The organism is Tenacibaculum sp. M341 (assembly GCF_004337695.1).
Lineage (GTDB): Bacteria > Bacteroidota > Bacteroidia > Flavobacteriales > Flavobacteriaceae > Polaribacter.
On the sequence record NZ_SJXJ01000008.1, the window covers coordinates 142709 to 161248 of the forward strand.

At 28.9% G+C, this 18540-nt stretch carries 15 protein-coding genes; 6 read left to right on the forward strand and 9 right to left on the reverse strand.

The genetic code is table 11. The features are described from left to right. The first annotated feature begins 1 nt into the window (after window position 1). Window positions 2-1294 carry a hemolysin family protein gene (locus tag EYW44_RS10830; RefSeq protein ID WP_132723688.1) on the forward strand — a complete coding sequence of 431 codons (1293 nt, stop codon included), beginning with the start codon at window positions 2-4 and terminating at the stop codon, window positions 1292-1294. A 230-nt stretch (window positions 1295-1524) separates the two neighbouring features. Continuing rightward, window positions 1525-3636, forward strand: a complete 2112-nt coding sequence (locus tag EYW44_RS10835) for a peptidylprolyl isomerase (protein ID WP_132723689.1) — start codon at window positions 1525-1527, stop codon at window positions 3634-3636. A gap of 34 nt (window positions 3637-3670) precedes the next feature. Here EYW44_RS10835 and EYW44_RS10840 read toward each other — a convergent pair whose 3' ends face one another. Beyond that, the gene (locus tag EYW44_RS10840; RefSeq protein ID WP_132723690.1) at window positions 3671-4237 is read right to left on the reverse strand and encodes a Crp/Fnr family transcriptional regulator; all 567 of its coding nucleotides are present in this window, start codon (window positions 4235-4237) and stop codon (window positions 3671-3673) included. Window positions 4238-4320: 83 nt separating this feature from the next. Here EYW44_RS10840 and EYW44_RS10845 point away from each other — a divergent pair, with 83 nt between their 5' ends. Beyond that, window positions 4321-4896 (forward strand): HD domain-containing protein, encoded by a 576-nt coding sequence (locus tag EYW44_RS10845; protein ID WP_132723691.1) that lies wholly within the window; start codon window positions 4321-4323, stop codon window positions 4894-4896. Further along, on the forward strand, window positions 4897-6078 hold the full coding sequence (locus EYW44_RS10850) for an MFS transporter (RefSeq protein WP_132723692.1): 1182 nt from the start codon (window positions 4897-4899) through the stop codon (window positions 6076-6078). It begins immediately after the preceding gene. 91 nt (window positions 6079-6169) lie between these two features. Here EYW44_RS10850 and EYW44_RS10855 read toward each other — a convergent pair whose 3' ends face one another. The 8 genes from EYW44_RS10855 to EYW44_RS10890 all read right to left on the reverse strand — a co-directional run bounded on the left by EYW44_RS10855 (window position 6170) and on the right by EYW44_RS10890 (window position 15153). Further along, complete coding sequence (locus tag EYW44_RS10855) at window positions 6170-7051, reverse strand: DUF2911 domain-containing protein (RefSeq protein WP_132723693.1); 882 nt, start codon at window positions 7049-7051, stop codon at window positions 6170-6172. A 101-nt stretch (window positions 7052-7152) separates the two neighbouring features. Next, on the reverse strand, window positions 7153-7791 hold the full coding sequence (locus EYW44_RS22185; RefSeq protein ID WP_165872202.1) for a helix-turn-helix domain-containing protein: 639 nt from the start codon (window positions 7789-7791) through the stop codon (window positions 7153-7155). 508 nt (window positions 7792-8299) lie between these two features. Further along, window positions 8300-11137, reverse strand: coding sequence for a M16 family metallopeptidase (locus EYW44_RS10865; protein ID WP_132723695.1), 2838 nt, complete (start codon window positions 11135-11137; stop codon window positions 8300-8302). 143 nt (window positions 11138-11280) lie between these two features. Further along, complete coding sequence (locus tag EYW44_RS10870; RefSeq protein ID WP_132723696.1) at window positions 11281-11841, reverse strand: carboxymuconolactone decarboxylase family protein; 561 nt, start codon at window positions 11839-11841, stop codon at window positions 11281-11283. A 57-nt stretch (window positions 11842-11898) separates the two neighbouring features. Next, window positions 11899-12462: a TetR/AcrR family transcriptional regulator gene (locus EYW44_RS10875; protein WP_132723697.1), complete on the reverse strand. Its 564-nt coding sequence runs from the start codon at window positions 12460-12462 to the stop codon at window positions 11899-11901. Window positions 12463-12556: 94 nt separating this feature from the next. Next, window positions 12557-13567: a UDP-glucose 4-epimerase GalE gene (gene galE / locus EYW44_RS10880; RefSeq protein WP_132723698.1), complete on the reverse strand. Its 1011-nt coding sequence runs from the start codon at window positions 13565-13567 to the stop codon at window positions 12557-12559. Window positions 13568-13573: 6 nt separating this feature from the next. Then, window positions 13574-13987 carry an MFS transporter gene (locus tag EYW44_RS10885; RefSeq protein ID WP_132723699.1) on the reverse strand — a complete coding sequence of 138 codons (414 nt, stop codon included), beginning with the start codon at window positions 13985-13987 and terminating at the stop codon, window positions 13574-13576. Between the two features lie 17 nt (window positions 13988-14004). Continuing rightward, on the reverse strand, window positions 14005-15153 hold the full coding sequence (locus EYW44_RS10890) for a DegT/DnrJ/EryC1/StrS family aminotransferase (RefSeq protein ID WP_132723700.1): 1149 nt from the start codon (window positions 15151-15153) through the stop codon (window positions 14005-14007). Window positions 15154-15228: 75 nt separating this feature from the next. Between EYW44_RS10890 and EYW44_RS10895 the strand changes: the two genes are divergently transcribed. Both EYW44_RS10895 and EYW44_RS10900 read left to right on the forward strand, forming a co-directional pair. Continuing rightward, entirely contained in the window at window positions 15229-17616 is a 2388-nt protein-coding gene (locus EYW44_RS10895) for a penicillin acylase family protein (RefSeq protein ID WP_132723701.1), read from the forward strand. 9 nt (window positions 17617-17625) lie between these two features. Next, window positions 17626-18531 carry an ADP-ribosylglycohydrolase family protein gene (locus EYW44_RS10900; RefSeq protein ID WP_132723702.1) on the forward strand — a complete coding sequence of 302 codons (906 nt, stop codon included), beginning with the start codon at window positions 17626-17628 and terminating at the stop codon, window positions 18529-18531. Window positions 18532-18540: the final 9 nt, after the last annotated feature.

Consider the following 18540-nt stretch of genomic DNA (forward strand, 5'->3'; position numbering starts at 1 on the left):
AATGAATTACGATATTATAATTATTGTATTTTCCATAGTATTTTCTGCTTTTTTTTCAGGTATGGAGATTGCTTTTGTATCAGCAAATAAACTTCATATAGAGCTAGAAAAAAAAGGAGAAGGTTTTTTATCAAAAATTTTCAGTAAAATAACTCAAAATTCATCAAGGTTTATTACTACAATGTTAGTTGGTAATAATATTGCATTGGTAATTTACAGTTATTTTATGGGGGAGTTATTAATGACTTGGTTTCAGTCATTTTTACCTTCTAATTTTACAATCATCAATACTTTTTTAGATGATTTACAGTTATTAACTCAAACATTAATATCAACAGTAATTATATTAATTACAGCTGAGTTTTTACCGAAGGCTATTTTTAGAGTTTATGCCAATGAGGCGCTTAAAATATTTGCAATACCTGCTTACTTCTTCTATCTTTTATTCTATGTTTTATCAAGTGTTATTTCTAGAATTTCTGATTTTTTCTTGAGAGTGTTCTTTAAAACAAAAGAAGATGAAGTTCAAACAGAATTCAGTAAAGAAGAATTAGGGAATTATATTTCTGAGCAATTAGAAACTAAACATGAAGATGATGAAGTTGATTCTGAAATACAAATTTTTCAAAATGCTTTAGAGTTTCATAAGGTGAAAGCTAGAGAAATTATGGTACCTAGAACAGAAATCATAGCGGTAGATTTACATCAGTCTGTTACTAATTTAAAGGAAGCATTTGTAGAAACTGGGTTTTCAAAAATATTGGTATATAAAAATTCATTAGATGATATTATCGGGTATGTAAATGCCTTTGAGTTGTTTAAAAAACCAAGAACAATCAAATCAATTTTGTTACCTGTAGAAATTGTTCCTGAATCAATGATAATAAATGATGTTTTGAATGTTTTAATGAAAAAGAGGAAAAGCATTGCTGTTGTTGTTGATGAATATGGCGGTACTTCTGGAATTATAACTGTAGAGGATGTAGTGGAGGAGTTGTTCGGAGAAATTGAAGATGAGCATGATAATCAAGAGCTATTAGAAGAAAAAATAAATGATAATCAATTTAATTTTTCAGCAAGATTAGAGGTTGATTATTTAAACGAAGAGTACAATTTAGATATTCCTAAGGAAGAAGCTTACGAAACTTTAGGTGGTTTCATTATTTATCACACCGAAAGCATTCCCGAAGCAGATGACGAAATTATTGTAGGTCATCTTAAGATTAAAATCAATAAAGTAAGCTCAACAAAAATAGACGATGTGTTGCTTGAGGTTTTGACAAAAGAAAACTAATTTTTTAAACAAAAAAAAAGTTACAAAACACGTATGGAATAAACATTGTTTTAATTTTATGTGTTTATTATCGATAGTGTAAATCTTCTAGGCAATTCTACAAAAACAAAATTTAGCTTTTTAATCTCTGTTATTAAACCTTTTTAAACTCTCATATTAAAGCTTTAAAACGTTGCATTATTAAATGTGAAATTGTATTTTCGCACACTGTTAATTAAATAAACGTAGAAATGGCAATTTTATCAAAAATTAGAGACCGATCTTGGCTTTTAATTCTTATAGTTGGTTTAGCATTATTTGCTTTCGTATTAGATCCTTCAACTTTATCAGATTTTTTCAACTCAACCAAAGTCAATGAGGTAGGAGAAGTAAATGGTGAAACTATTTCACGTCAGGAATTTGCAGAAGCTTTAGATAATTATAAAGCACAAACAGGAAATCGTGTATCTGAAATGCAAGCTGCAAAAACAGTTTGGAACAACCTTATCAGAGAAAAAATATATGCTAATCAATTAAGTGAGGCAGGAATTACAGTTGGTGAAGCTGATATTATGAATGCTTTATACGATACTGAATTTATTAAAAACGATCCAAGATTCCAAACAACTGGTATTTTTGATAAAGATAAATTCAAAGAATTTTTAGCAACTATGAAAGCTGAGAATTCTAATGATTGGGCAAACTGGAAGCGTTATATGGCTTCTGTAAAAACTAATTTACAAAGAACTACTTATGACAATTTAGTAGGTGCAGGTTTAGGAGCTTCGTTAGACGAAGGGAAATCTGAATACTTAATTGAAAACACTAAGTTAAGTGGAGAGTTAGTTTACTTACCTTATACTTCTATCCCAGATAGTACTGTTACAATTAAGAAAAGTGAAATTGCAAGTTACATCCAAAATCATGCAAATGAGTTTGAGGTAGAAGCTTCAAGAGATATTAGTTATGTAAAGTTTGATATTACTGCATCTGCTGAAGATGAAGCTGAAACTAAAGCTAAAGTTGCTGCTTTAATAGAAGATGCTAGTGGTATTCCAGGTTTAAAAAATACAACTGATTACAGACAGTTTTTAGAAGATGCTAAGTCTGACACTCCATTAAATGAAAATATTCAATTTAAAAATCAAGTACCACAAGTAATTGCTGATACTTTATTTAAAGGTAACAAAGGAGACGTGTTCGGACCATACAAAGACAAAGGTTATTTTAAAATTTCTAAAATTACTGATGTAATTGAAATGCCAGATTCAGTTCAAGCAAGACATATTTTAATTCCTTACGTAGGAACTGCAACTGCTGATGCAACAGTTACTAAAACTGAAGGAGAAGCAAAACAATTAGCAGATAGCTTATTAAACGTATTAAAAACTAACAAATCTAAATTTGAAGGTTTTGTAAAAGAATATTCTTCAGATAAAGGTTCTGTAGAAAAAGGAGGTTTTTACGATTGGTTCCCATACAACAGAATGGTTCCAGAATTTAGAGATTTCGTTTTTGAAGGAGCAAAAGGAGATTTAGGTGTTATAAAATCTAACTTTGGTTTCCATATTATTGAAATTATGGGACAAAAGAATTTTAATAACGCTTTAAAATTAGCTACTGTTAGTCGTTTAATTGAAGCTTCAGAAGCTACTGAAAATGCAGTTTATCAAGATGCTGAGTCTTTTGCTTTAGAAATAGCAAATGGTAAAAAGTTAGCAGATATTGCTGAAGAGAAAAAATTAAAGTCTTCTCCAGCTGAAGGTTTAAAAGCTTTAGATGAAAATGTTCCTGGTTTAGGAAATGAAAGACAAATTATTTCTTGGGCATTTGGTAAAGATGTAAATGTAGGTGATTATAAGCGTTTTGATGTTGATGGTGGTTATGTAATTGCAACTTTAACAGGTAAAACAGAAGAAGGTTTAATGCCAGTTGATAAAGCAATTGCTAGAGTTCGTCCGATTCTTCAAAATGAAAAGAAAGCAGCTTTATTAAAAGATAAGTTAACTGGAAGTACTTTAGATGAAATGGCTAAAGCTAATAGTCAAACTAAAAGAACAGTAACTGATGTTAATTTAAAGTCTCCAACAATTACTGGTATCGGTTTTGAACCTAAAGTAGTAGGGGCAATGTTAAATGCTAAAGAAAACGAGATCGTAAAAGACATCGTTGGTGATAGAGGTGTGTATGCTTTTAAAGTAACTAAGAAAGACTTACCTGCTGATTTACCAAACTATGATACTTACAGAAAGAGAATAGCGAACCAGAGAAAAAATCAAACATACAATATGTTTGAAGCTGTTAAAAAAGTTTCTGATATAGATGATTATTTAGGTAGTTCTTTCTACGGAGTAGGACAATAAATAATATTTTGAATATATAAGAAAAGCCGAGTTTTTAACTCGGTTTTTTTATTTCACTTAATACACGATTAAAACTTCTTATAGTAATACCAAGATAATTAGCAATATCTTGTTTCGGTATTTGATTTAAAATATCAGGAAAATCTACCAATAATTTTTTAATATTATCTTTCACCGTTTTTTGTTGTTGTAATGCAAATCGAGGTCCTTTGTTACTAATTTTTGTAACTAAACTAAGTAAAACTAAATGGTTGAAGTCTGCATCTTCATTTAAAAGTACATGAAAGTTTTTATGAGAAATTTTATAAACTATCACTTTAGTTATTGAACTCATAGAGCAATAAATAGCTTTATTATTAATAGCTTCTAATTCACCAAACTTCATTCCTTTACCAAAAAACTCCTGAATAAATTCCTTACCATCTTCGTTTGTTAAAGAACATTTGGTTATACCTTCTTTAATAATATATATCCATTTTATTCGAGTATCTTCTTTAGCAATAACCGTTTTTTTATCAAAATGCTCTTCAATAAAGAAAGATTGATATTCAGTTTTTAAGTTGTTTATATAGCTTAATAAATTATTGTTTGTACGTATCATTTTTATGCTAAAGACAAATGTCCTTTTTTATAATTATTAATCACAATTTCTTTGCAACCTTTAATAACTATAAAAGTAAAGAAATGAAGACAGAGAGATTATTAAAACAACTAGATTTTATTAAAGAAATAGATAAGATTAAGTATATAGAAAGAAAAAGTAAGTTGTTTAATAGTGATAGAAGAGAAAATGATGCAGAGCATTCATGGCATTTAGCAATGATGGTTTTAGTGTTATCTGAACATAGTAATGAACCAATTGATGTTTTAAAAGTTATTTCGATGGTTTTAATACATGATATTGTAGAAATAGATGCTGGTGATGTTTTCTTATATGACACCAATAAAAGTCATAATAACACTGTTAATGAATTAAAAGCAGCTAAACGTATTTTTGGGATCTTACCTACAGAACAATCTGACAAATTAATAAATATTTGGCTAGAATTTGAACAGGGAGAAACAAAAGAAGCTAAATTTGCAAAAGCAATTGATAGACTTGAACCTATTATGCAAAATTTAGAAAATGGAGGAGGAACATGGAAAGAGTTTGAGGTACCTTTTAATAAGGTAAAAGAGAAATCTCAACCAATAGAAAAAGGATCAAGTTTTATTTGGAATTACATAAAAGATTCAATTAAAAAGTATTACAAAAATTAAATGATAAAGAAAACCTCAATTTATACCCCAAAGTTTATTTTAATCTGTATTTGTTCCTTGCTTTTTTCAAGTAGTTTTAATATGCTTTTACCTGAACTTCCAGAATATTTAAGTAGTTTGGGAGGCGATGAGTACAAAGGTTTAATAATTGCTTTATTTACCCTTACTGCTGGTATTTCAAGACCATTTAGTGGTAAGCTAACTGATACTATTGGAAGAAAACCGGTAATGATATTCGGTTCATTGGTTTGTGTTATTTGTGGATTATTGTATCCGTTACTCTCTACAGTAATAGGCTTTTTGTTTTTACGTTTTTTTCACGGATTTTCAACAGGTTTTACACCAACTGCAATATCAGCTTATGTAGCAGATATTATTCCACAAAAAAGATGGGGAGAAGCTATTGGTGTACAAGGATTGTTTTTTAGTACAGGTTTTGCTTTAGGACCTGTTATAGGAAGTTTTATAAAATTGCATTATTCTTTTGATGTATTGTTTTATAGTTCTTTTGTAATGTCTTTATTATCTGTAGTTGCTTTTTTAACTATCAAAGAAAGTTTACAAAACAAGCAAACATTTTCATTTCAAATATTGAAGATTTCTAAAAATGAAATTATAGCCAAAGAGGTGCTGCCGGCTGCCATTTTAACTTTTGTGTATTATATTCCTTTTGGAGCGTTATTGACGATAATTCCTGATTGGAGTTCACATTTAGGAATCGTGAACAAAGGTTCTTTCTTTATTTATTTTACGGTTTCATCTTTAGTTATTCGTTTTATTTCTGGAAAAGCTTCTGATGTTTATGGAAGACCCATTGTAATGAAAATAGGAATGTTTTTATTAATAGTTTCGCTATTATACCTAGGGTATTTTGTTTCGGAAGATCAATTGTATATAGGAGCTTGTTTTTATGGATCAGCAATGGGAATTTTATCTCCTACAATAAATGCTTGGAATATAGATTTAAGTATTAAAGAGTTTAGAGGTAAAGCTATTGCTACTCGCTTTATAGCCTTGGAAGCTGGAATTGGTTTAGGAGCCTTATCATCCGGATGGTATTTTAAAGAGTCAATAACCAAAGTACCGAGTATCTTTTATTTTTCATCCTTTATTATTTTCTTAGGTATGATTTATTTATTAGTGTATTTTAGAAAGACTAAAAAGCTTTTGGCTAAAAAATAAAATACCATTTTATTAAAGAAATTAATTAAAAATAGAAGTTGGTTATCAATTTCAAGTTTAAAATGGTATTTTTATTTATATAATTAAAATGTTATTTTTTCCAGTTCATAATAGCGTAATCTATTTTATTTTCCCATTCAGGATTTGAAAAACCTTTAAATAAATTCTTTTTAGCTTCTTTAGCAGCTTTTACAGCTTCTTTAAAATTTCCCATTGTATATAAAATTTCTCCTTTTAAGTAATGAGTATAAAAAGCATTATTTCCTGTGTCTATAGCTTTTTGTATGTATTCTAGTGCTTTTTTTGAATCTTTATTGTTTATAAATAAATATTCACTTGCTAGGTAGTATTTGTATCCAATACTTTTTTCATTTAAACCTAAAGCTGCTGTAATGTTAAAATCTATTTCTTTTTTATGATTTTCACTAGCACTTATAAGTAGCTTAGTTTTAGTGTTTTCCCATTGAAATATAATTTCACCTTTATTCATAGAAGTATTTATGAAATTTATGGTAAAAGTTTCTGTAAACTCAGAAGCCTTTTCAACAGGTACTTTAAATTCAAAAATATTATTTTCTTTTCTGTAGGTATATTGCCCCCAACCTTTTACATCTTTGTTGAAATAAATTGTCCAATGTTTTTCATTAGGAATAGCATATAAAGCATATTTTCCTTTGACAATTTTGTCTTGTATTTTGTATTCATTTTGAAAATCAATAATAGTTTGATAATCGGCACCCAACCTCCATATTTTATTATATTGAAGTAAACCTCCAAAAATTTTTCTACCTTTTACATTTGGTCTACCATAATTGACTTTAATAAAGTTAATTCCAATTTTTTGAGATACCTCAGCTCTTGGACTTGTAGTTGGTCTATTGAATCTAACTAAATCTTTAAGTACAGGATCTTCTTGTGCCCATATTGAAGACAAACTTAAAAGTATCATTATTAATGATATATTTTTTCTCATTATTATATGTTTAAAGTTTTAAGCAAATATGAGATATGAATTAGTTATTATGTATGGTAATTAATTTTATGCAAGTTTATTTTTAAAAAATTAACAAAAAATTAAATGTTTTTATCTCTAAAACTAGATGGAGTCATTCCTTTTAATTCTTTAAAAGTTCTATAAAAATTAGAAATATCTTTAAAGCCAGAATCAAATGCAATGTCTATAATTTTTCGCTCTTTTAAATGATCTGCTATTAGTAAATTAATACTTTCTTTAATTCTATATTCCTTTATTATTTTAGAAAAAGAAGATTTTAAATTTTGACTTATAGCCTGAGATAAATAATGTTTAGGTATGTTTAGATGAGTTGCTGCAGTTTTAAGATCAAAAGAATCATTTAAATAAGGTTTATTTACCTCTAGGTATTGAATAAAATTTGTTGAAATTTTAGAAGCATCAGACGGAGTAATTGGAGAGTTTCGATATTTGATTAAATTCGTTTTTAAATCAAAGAAAAACTCTGGATTAATAATAATTGAATAGATAAAAAAGTGAATAAATAAAGCTAAAAATAAAGTAAAAATCAGAGCGTTAGTTTTTTCAAAAAATAGGATAACATTTAATTCAATTATCAGTAAAATAATAAAACTAAGTACAAAAATTTTAAACCATTTATAATTTTTAGGAGGAATTTTTTTATCTGTTTTTTTTGAATCTAAAAGTATATTTCTACCTTCTATTAAAGTGAAAAACAAAAAAATAAATGTGTAAACAATAAAAAAAGTTTTTTGTAGAAAAAATTTAATATGACTTAAATAATTTGTGTTACTAGAATACCAGGACCAGTTTATTTTTGTTTCTCCATCAAGTAAATAATAAGGTATAAAAGAAAGATATATAATTATAGGGATACTAATAATAATGATCTTTTTATGATTTGATATTTTTAACTCCAAAAGTTTTTTACTATACAATAAAATTAACGGACCTATAGCAAATATAGTAGGATAGGTTATAAGCATTAGAGATGGTACTCTCTTTATAAAACCAACATTAACTAAAAAAAGTTCTATTAAATATAAAGAAAAAGTAAAAAGTAATAAGACCAATAACATGTTTTTTGAACTCCTCTTTTTAAAAAGTAAAACAAAGGTTAACAAAATACCATGAAAGGCACTGAACAATAAAAAATGGATATACAGTTTTTCCATATTATTAATTATATAAAAAATCTATCAATTTTAATTGATAGATTTTTTTATTTTATTGTTTAACTTTAATTTGAGTTTTATTTAATAAAACAGGCTCACCAAAACCTAAATCTTTCATTCTTTTTAATTGAGTTTCTGCATCACCAACTACTAACCAAATCATTTTATTTGGATCTACATATTTATTAGCTAACTCTTGAATTCTAGGAATTGTCATTTCAGAAACAATCTTTTCTCTGTCCTTTACATAATCAGCATTTAAATTATAGCTACTTATGTTTTCTAGCATGTTTAATTTAGCTCTCATTGTTTCAAAAGCACGAGCATTACTTTTAATTAAGAATCCTTTAGTTGTTGCTAAGTCTTTTTCATTATAATTTTTGGCATAATTCTCTAGTATTTGTTTTACAAGAGTTGATGCTTCTAAAGTGATATTACTTCTTACTCCACTAGATATAGTAAAAGTTCCATCTGTTTTATTTCCGCTAAATCTAGATCTAATTCCGTAAGTATATCCTTTACCTTCTCTTAACTGTTGAGTTAATTGAGAAGCAAAACCACCACCACCTAAAATATAATTCATCACGTTAGCAGGATAAAAATCAGGGCTATTAAATGACATTGCAGGAGTACCAAAACGAAGTTGCGATTGTTTAGCATTTGGAATATCATAAAAATATACCGTAGACTTTTCTGGTTGTTTAATAGCTTTAAAATTAGGAATTGTTACTTCTTTTGCATTCCATTCTTTATTCAAGCTTGTTAAAGAAGCAGTAACCTTGTCCTTAGAAATATCTCCAACAACATGCATTTTAGAAATTGATGGAGAAATATAATTTTGATAATATGTTTTTAAATCATCAATGGTAATGTTAGTTACCGAAGAAACACTACCCAAAATGTTTTTAGCTCTTACATCATCACCATAAATTAATTGATTATAAGCATTACTAGCAATTGCTCTAGGACTGGCTTCTTGTTGTCTTAATCTTGTAATAGCGCTCTTTTTGATTAACTCAAACTCTTTTTCATCCCATCTAGGTTGTAAAAGCATTTCAGTAACCAAATCAATAGTTTTGTTGTAATTTTTGCTTAAAGTTGTAGCAGATACTACAATGTTTCTTTTAGTAGCATACACGTATATTGAAGCACCTAATTGAGCAATAGCATCTTCTAATTCACTAACTGTTTTATTAGCAGTACCTTTTTCTAACATATTGGCAGTTAGGTTTGCTACTCCTAGTTTGTCCATTTTTTCTAACAGTTGTCCACCTTCAATAACAATATTAAATTCAACTAGAGGGACTTCACTATTTGTGGTACCGTAAAGTTGTAATCCATTGTCAAGACTAGTTTTCCAAATTTCAGGAATTTTAATCTCTGGTTTTTTACCATAAGGAGGCTCAACAGAACGATCAAAACTAGAAGGAGTCTTTTCGTAAGTAGCAGCTATTGAAGCGTCAAAATCTTCCTCAGATCCTGCGATAATTTGTTCTTCTTTAATAATAGCTTCAACAGAATTTGTTAATGCTAAATTTTGCTGATTTTTTGGAACAAAACTAGTAGCGATAAAGTTTTTAGCCTTGATATACTTATTATAAACTGCCATTACATCTTCAGCGGTAACAGCTAATGCTTGATTCAATTCTTTAGTTGCGTAACCCGGATCACCAGTATATGTATTATAAGAAGCTAAACGAGATCCTTTACCTAACACACTAGATAGACTTCTGTAAAAATCAGTTTCAAGACCTGCTTTAATTCTATTTAAATCCTTCTGCGGAATACCATTAGTCTCAAAATCCGTAAAAGCTTGATCAATTCCTTTTTTTACATCATCTAATTTAACTTCATTAAAAGCTCTCACTACTAATTGAACTTGCCCTGCCAATTCTGAAGTATAATTATACATAGAAGTTGAGGCAGTTAATTTTAAATCATCAACTAATATTTTATTTAAATGAGCATTTTTTCCTGTAGATAAATATTCAGTTAAAATATCTAATGCATAGGCATCTTTATGATATTGCTCAACTACAGGCCAAGTAAGTGTTAGTTCAGGTAAGCGAGCAAAGTTGTCTTCATAAACTAGTAATTTATTTTCTGTAATAACACCAGGTCTTTTTTGAATAGGAGCTATGTCTTCTCCTCTTGGAATTTCATCAAAGTACTTATGTACCCATTTTTTAGCTTCAGCAACATTAATATCACCAGTTAAAACTAAAGTAGCATTGTTAGGAACATACCATTTTTTAAAAAACGTTTTTACATCATTTACCGTAGCATTTTGAAGGTCTTCCAAAGAACCAATTACTTGCCAGTTATATGGATGATCTTTTGGATATAAATTTTTATCTATAACGTATTGTTTATGTCCATAAGGTCTATTGTCAATACTTTGTCTTTTTTCATTTTTTACGACTTGTTTTTCTTTAGCAAGTACAGGTTCAGTTACAGTATTAATAAACCATCCTAATTTATCAGCTTCAGCCCAAATCATTTTTTCTAGAGCATCACTTGGTACAGTTTGTAAATAGTTAGTTCTATCTCTAGAGGTAGATCCGTTTGCACCAGAACCACCAATACGAGCACTCATTTTATCAAGTCCACCTTTCCCTAAGTTTTCAGATTCTAAAAATAATAGATGCTCAAATAAATGTGCAAAACCAGTTCTATTTTCAATTTCTCTTGCCGAACCAACATGTACCATAAGTTCTACAGCAACAACAGGATCTGATTTATCAACATGAAAAACAACATCTAAACCATTATCTAAAGTTATTTTTTCATAATCAATTTTTAAGTTTTTAGTATCTTTTTTAGATGATTTAGTTTCCGTATCACAACTAAAAAGAGCCATTATGACTAGTGTGAAAAATATTTTTTTCATTTTATATGTTTGATTTTAGGTTATGAAATTAATAAAATTAAAATTGTTATTTATTAAGATTGATATATTCACTAATTAAAATAGAAACCCCTCAAAAATTTAATAATTTCTGAGGGGTTAACTTATTTACAGTTTATTGATAATTATACTGTTGTTTTACTCCAAGCAAATTTAGCGAAAGGAGCATCAACAGGAGTTTTTCCAAGGTGATTTGTATAGTTACTTAATATCTTTTGAGAATAACCCAATAAAATTTCTAATAAGTGTTGATTGTCATATCCTGCATTTTTAAAAGTAGCAACATCATCTTCAGATATGAAACCTCTTTCTTGTACTATTTTTAAAGTAGTTTCACGAAGTACTTGTAATTTTTCATTAGCTAATTTAGTTTCATTTCTTAAAGCCTCACTAATAGCAGGATCTACTTTCATCATATTTGCCACGGCTGTGTGTGCAGGAACACAATAATGACATTCGTTTTCTACATTAATTGTTTGCCATATAACAGTAAGTTCTTCAGCATTGAAGGCAGTTTTTTCAGAAAATAAATGATGTAAATTTTGATATGCTTCTAAAGTAGCTGGAGATTCAGCCATTACAGCATGTAAATTTGGTACCATACCAAAAGCTTTTACTGAATTTTCTAATAATGGTTTACTTGCCTCTGGTGCAGTTTCGATAGTGTGAATTTTAAAATTGCTCATAATATTTATTTAGAATTTTAATAACTAAACAATCGTTTAGTTATTGGTTAAAAAAAATCAAAAATTGTTAAATATGTTTTTTATATATATGTCTAATTGAACTTTATTGAATACTCTAGATGCAGATGCTAATCCGTACATAGATACAATTAAATAATCACTAAGTTCTTCTAATTTAGTATCAGATAATCGATTTTCTTGTGCAAGATTTTTATGGAACAAACTTTTAATATAATTAGTGAAAATAAAAAGCTGTTCTCTTATATCTTTATCAGAGTCTTCATTCAACTCATTGGCTGTGTTAGTAACTAAACATCCTTTTCTTAAGTCATTTTCTTTTGAAAAATCTAAAAAGTCGTAAAAGTATTCTTGAATACCAGTTATACCACTATTTGAATTTTTTAATTTTTCTGTAATAACTTTTAGTTTTTCTTTGTAGCACTTTAAGCTGGCTAAAAAAACACCATTTTTACTTCCAAAACTAGCATAAATAGAGAATTTATTAATGCCCATTTCTTTTTCAAGCATTTGCATTGAGGTTGTTTCATAACCATTCTTCCAAAACAAATTCATTGCTTTTTGAATAACCTCTTCCTCTATGTATTGTTTTTTTCTTGCCATTTACATTACAAAACTAACCAATTGTTTAGAAAAACAAAAATACCCATAATAATATTAATCTATCAGGGTATTTTTATAATTTATAAAATGATATTTATAATTGTTTTTTTTGCCATTCCCATGAAGAGTTAAGAGCCTCTTCTAAGGTTTTTTCTGTTTTCCAGTTAAGTTCTTTATTGGCAATTGTAGTATCAGCGTATGCTGCGGTAATATCACCTTCTCTTCTTCCTACGATTTTATAATTTAATTTTTGATCAGTTGCATTTTCAAAAGCCTTTATAACTTCTAAAACAGAACTACCTTTACCTGTACCTACATTAAAAAATTCAAAACTGGTTTTATTATTTTTCTCAAGTAAGCGCTGTAGTGCAGCAATGTGAGCTTTTGCTAAATCAACAACATGAATATAATCTCTAATAGCAGTTCCATCAGCAGTATCATAATCATCACCAAAAACAGATAGTTGTTCTCTAATTCCTGCAGCTGTTTGTGTAACATACGGAATTAAATTTTGAGGAACACCTAGAGGCAATTCACCAATATGAACACTGTCGTGAGCTCCAATAGGATTAAAATAACGTAATGCAATTGCATTAAGGCTGTTTGCTTTGCAAGTATCTCTGATAATTTCTTCACCAATTTGTTTTGTATTCCCGTATGGAGATTCTGCTGGTTTTGTAGGGGCGTTTTCTGTAATAGGCAACTCATCTGCTTGACCATATACAGTACATGAAGAACTAAAAATGAAGTTATCTAAGTTACGATCTCTCATTTCTTGCAACAGATATACTAAACTCCCAATATTGTTTTCGTAATAATCTAACGGATTTTGAACACTTTCTCCTACAGCTTTAAAAGCTGCAAAATGAATAATTCCATCTATTTTATTTGTGTCGAAAAAGTTTTTTACATCTTTTTTGATGCGTAAATCAATATTATGAAATGCTGGTTGTGTACCAGTTATTTTGGTAATGTTCTCTAAAACATCTATCGAAGAATTTGATAAGTCATCAATAATTATAACCTCAAATCCAGTGTTTTGTAATTCAACAACCGTGTGCGAACCAATAAAACCAAGTCCACCAGTAACTAAAATTTTTTTCATTATTTGTTAATGTATTTCTGTTTCTTTTATATTTAGTTGATCTAAAGTAGTTTTTTTAGTAGGTCTGATTAGAAACATATATATTACAATTACCAAACCAAGTAAAGCAAAGTCTGGTTTAATAAATAATATTATAAAACAACCTACTTCTAAGATAGCCCAACGAGCAATAGAAGCAGATTGATAAAAAGTTATTTTTTCTTCATTTGAGTTTTCCCTTTTAATGTTACCTAAAATCGATTTAAAAACGATGTTACTTAAATAATAAGAACCAATAGGGATAAACGCATAAGGCAATGAGTCAGTATCTATTTGTAAATTAAAAATGTTTTTTATATCAGCAAGAACAGCATAAGCTATACAAATACCTAAAATTAGAGTAAAATGAATAACTTGTAATAAACTAATTTTTTGACTCATTGTTGCTAGTTAAGGAATTAACTTAAAAAATCATTAACTGTTTTAGTAATAAAAGCTAATTGTTCTTCATCTAGTTCGGTATGCATTGGAAGAGAAATTACAGTATCAATTAACGTATTTGTTACTTTAAAATCTTCTTCGTTATAACGATCATCAACATAAGCTTTTTGTTTATGTAAAGGCACAGGATAATATATTGCATTTGCAATACCATTATCTAATAAATGCTGATGTAACTCATCTCTTTTACCATTGGTAATTTGTAATGTGTACTGATGAAAAACATGACAGTCACATGTTGGGCAAATTTCACCACAAGATGAAGTTGTAGGTGTTATAATATGCTCGTTACTTTTAAAAGCATTATTGTAATATACTGCAGCTTTTCTTCTGGCATTACAATAAGAATCTAATAATGGTAGCTTAGCTTTTAAAACTGCCGCTTGAATACTATCTAGTCTAGAATTTACTCCAACAACATCATGATAGTAACGTTTGTACATACCATGATTAACAATACCTCTAATAGTATGTGCTAAATCATCATCATTCGTAAAAATTGCACCACCATCACCATAACATCCAAGATTTTTGGAAGGGAAGAAAGAAGTAGTTCCTACATTTCCAATAGTACCTGCTTTCTTTTTACTTCCATCTTTAAAAGTATAATTAGCACCAATTGCTTGGGCATTATCTTCAATAACAAAAAGATTATGAGCGTTTGCTATTTCCATAATGGCATCCATATTGGCAACCTGACCAAATAAATGAACAGGAACAATGGCTTTTGTTTTAGGAGTGATTGCTTTTTTTAACGCTTCAATATCAATATTAAAAGTATCAGGTTCTACATCTACTAAAACAGGAGTTAGTTTTAATAAACCAATAACTTCTACTGTAGCAGCAAATGTAAAGTCAGCTGTAATAACTTCGTCTCCAGGTTTTAAATCTAATCCCATCATAGCTATTTGTAACGCATCTGTACCATTAGCACAAGGAATCACATGTTTTACATCTAAATAATCTTCTAAATCCTTTTGAAATTCTTTCACATAAGGACCATTAATATATGATGAAGAATTTAAAACTTCTTGAATAGATGCATCTACTGTTTCCTTTATTTTTTGATACTGACTTTGTAAGTCAACCATATGGATTTTTCTCATTTAAAAACCTAATTTATTTCTCTTCAAAAGTACAAAATTTAAAACTGTTATATTTGATAAATTATCCTACATAGCATGAAAGTATTCAAAAAGATTTTTCGATTTCTAATCATTGTTTTATTATTAATTGGTGTTACTGTTTTTTTTATTGGAAAAAGCTTGGAACCAAAGTATAGTGGTGAATTAAAAAACTTAGACCTGAAAGATGCAGTTACCGTTTTTTACGATGAAAATGGGGTACCTCATATTAATGCGCAAAATGAAGAAGATGCTTTTAAAGTTTTTGGCTATGTACATGCGCAAGATAGACTTTGGCAAATGGAGTTATTTAGAAGACTTGCCGCTGGAAGGTTAAGCGAAATGTTTGGAAAAGATTTGATTAGAACAGATAAGTTTTTTTCTGGTTTAGGAATAGAGGAAGCTTCTAAAAAAACAATAGAAAATTTAGATAAAACTTCTAAAGCTTATAAGTTAACTGAAGCATACTTAGAAGGCGTGAATAGTTTTATGGAGCATGGTAAGACTCCTTTAGAATTTTATTTATTAGGTATTGAAAAAGAAAAATATACATTAAAAGACATGTACAATGTTTTTGGTTATATGGCTTTTAGTTTTGCTGCTGCACATAAAACAGATCCTTTGTTAAATGAAATTAACGAAAAATATGGTGAAGCTTATGTAAAGGAATTAGGTATTACTCCTAAGGGAAGCACGTTTATAAAAAATGCAAAAAATCCAATTATAAAAGCGCAATTATCTGCTGAAATAAACAAGATAATGAATCATCTTCCTGTACCTACGTTAATGGGAAGTAATGCTTGGGTAGTAGGTCCTAAAAAAACAAAAGATGGCAAAGTAATCTTTTCAAACGATCCACATATAAGATTTTTTCAACCAGCAATTTGGTATCAAAATCATATTAAAACACCTACTTACGAAATGTATGGCTTTAATTTAGCGTTAACACCATTTCCTCTTCTAGGGCATAATAGAAACTATGCTTATGGAATGACAATGTTTGAAAATGACGATGTAGATTTTTATGTTGAAAAAAATAATCCTAATAATGAATTAGAATACAAAACACCAGAAGGTTATAATGCTTATGAAGTTTTAGAAAAGAGAATTAAGGTTAAAGATGAAAAAGATTCTATTTATAAAATTAAGGTAAGTAAGCACGGACCTATAATGAACGATATTTTAGAGCAAATTGAAGACGATAGACCAATTGCAATGAAGTGGATTTATACACATTTGCCAAATAAGTTATTAGATATATGTTATGAAATGTCGCATGCAAATTCATTAGAAGAATTTAAAAAAGGAGTTGCTAAAATTCATGCTCCAGGACTAAATATTATGTATGGCGATGCAAAAGATAACATTGCTTGGTTTGCTGCAGCAAAATTATATGAATATAGAGATAGTGTAAATACCAAATTGTATTTAGAAGGAAGTACAGGAAAAGATGAAATTACATGTTTTTATGATTTTGATGATAATCCACAAGCTATAAACCCTGATTGGGGTTATGTGTATTCAGCAAATAACCAACCAGATTCTATTCGAGGTAAGTTATATCCGGGGTATTATTTACCTGAAGATAGAGCCAAAAGAATTACTTCATTGTTAGAGGTAAAAGATGATTTTACAACTGAAGACATGGCAGAAATGTTGTACGATGTAAAATCATTGGTAGCTACAGGTTTGATAAAAGAAAACAGTAGTTTAATAGATGTTGCAAAATTAAATGAATCAGAAAAAAAGGCATATGAGTTTTTAGTAAATTGGGATGGCGATTACAAGAAAGAGTCTATTGGTGCAACTGTTTATACTCGATTTGTATATGAGTTTTTAAAGAACACTTTTGAAGATGAAATGGGAAAAAAAGGTTTCTTACAAATGATAGACGGTACTCCGTTTTACAGAAAAATGATTGCATTACAAATGAATAAATCAGAGTCTGTTTGGTGGGATAATGTAGTTACTAAAGAAGTAAAAGAAGATAAAAAGAATATAATTAATACATCTTTTAAAAATGCAGTATCGTTTTTAAATAATCAATTAGGAAGTAAAGTTGATAATTGGGAATGGAAACGAGTAATGACTGTAACACATCAACACGCAATAGGGCAAGCCGGAGGTATATTAGGTAAGATTTTTAATGTAGGTCCATTTGAAACTCATGGAGGTGGAGAAGTAATTAATAATCATATTTTTAATATTGATAGTACAGGAGTTTATAAGACTACTGCTGGTCCTTCTTCAAGAAGAGTGATTGATTTTGCTGATGTAGAAAATAGTATTGCTATTATACCAACTGGACAAAGTGGAAATAGATTTAGCGAATTTTATAAAGATCAAGCTGAAAAATATTTAAATGGAGGTTATGTAAAGATGAAGTTAAATCAAGAAGAAATAGAAAAATCAGAATATAAATTGATGTTTTTGCCTAAAGAATAGGTAGATTATATGAAATTGTCAAAAAGATTTGAAGGGTGTATTATCTGTGGAGCAATAGGTGATGCATATGGTAGTGCGTTTGAAAATGTGAACAAAAAAGAAGAAGAGAAGACAACGTTTTATTTATTTGGAAAACCAAAAGAAGAAACACTTCATTGGAAAATTACAGATGATACTCAGTTGACACTAGCAACTAGTGAAGTTATCATAGAAGACACAAGTATAAATATGAATGCTTTTGCTCAAAAGTATGCTGAATACTTTAGAAAAGGTAAAATTACAGGCATTGGTGCTAGTACTCTGAAAGCATTTACAGAACTAAATGCAGGAATACATTGGAGATTTACAGGTCGTAAAGGCGAGTATGCTGCTGGTAATGGTGTAGCAATGAGAGTTGCTCCTTTGGCTTTTTTCGAAAATATTTCTAGAGAACAGATAAGAGATTTTAGTATAATTACTCATAATAACGATGAGGTTTATGTTGGAGCTTTATGTGTATGGTTTGCTATAAAATCAGCTTTAAATAATGAATGGACAGGAGAAGAAAATTTAATAGAGTTACTTATTCCTAAATTACCAGATACTCGATTAAGAGATCGATTGATAGCAATAAAAGATATTGATGATCTATTAGAAATAGGTAAAAAAGGGAATAGCGGCTATGTGGTAGATTCAATTCCGTTAGCAATTGCTGCGGCAAATATGGTAAAACAATTAGGAGTGGACCAAATGTTTAAAAAACTGATTGAAATAGGAGGTGATACCGACACGAATTGTTCCATAGCAGGACAGATTTCAGGAGCTTTATTAGGAATCGAGGAATTGTCTTTAGATTTGATTGACAAATTAAAAGAATTACCTGAATATTCTTGGATAGAAGAAACAATAATTAATTTTAACGCTAGGTTGTTTTAAAAGTAGAAG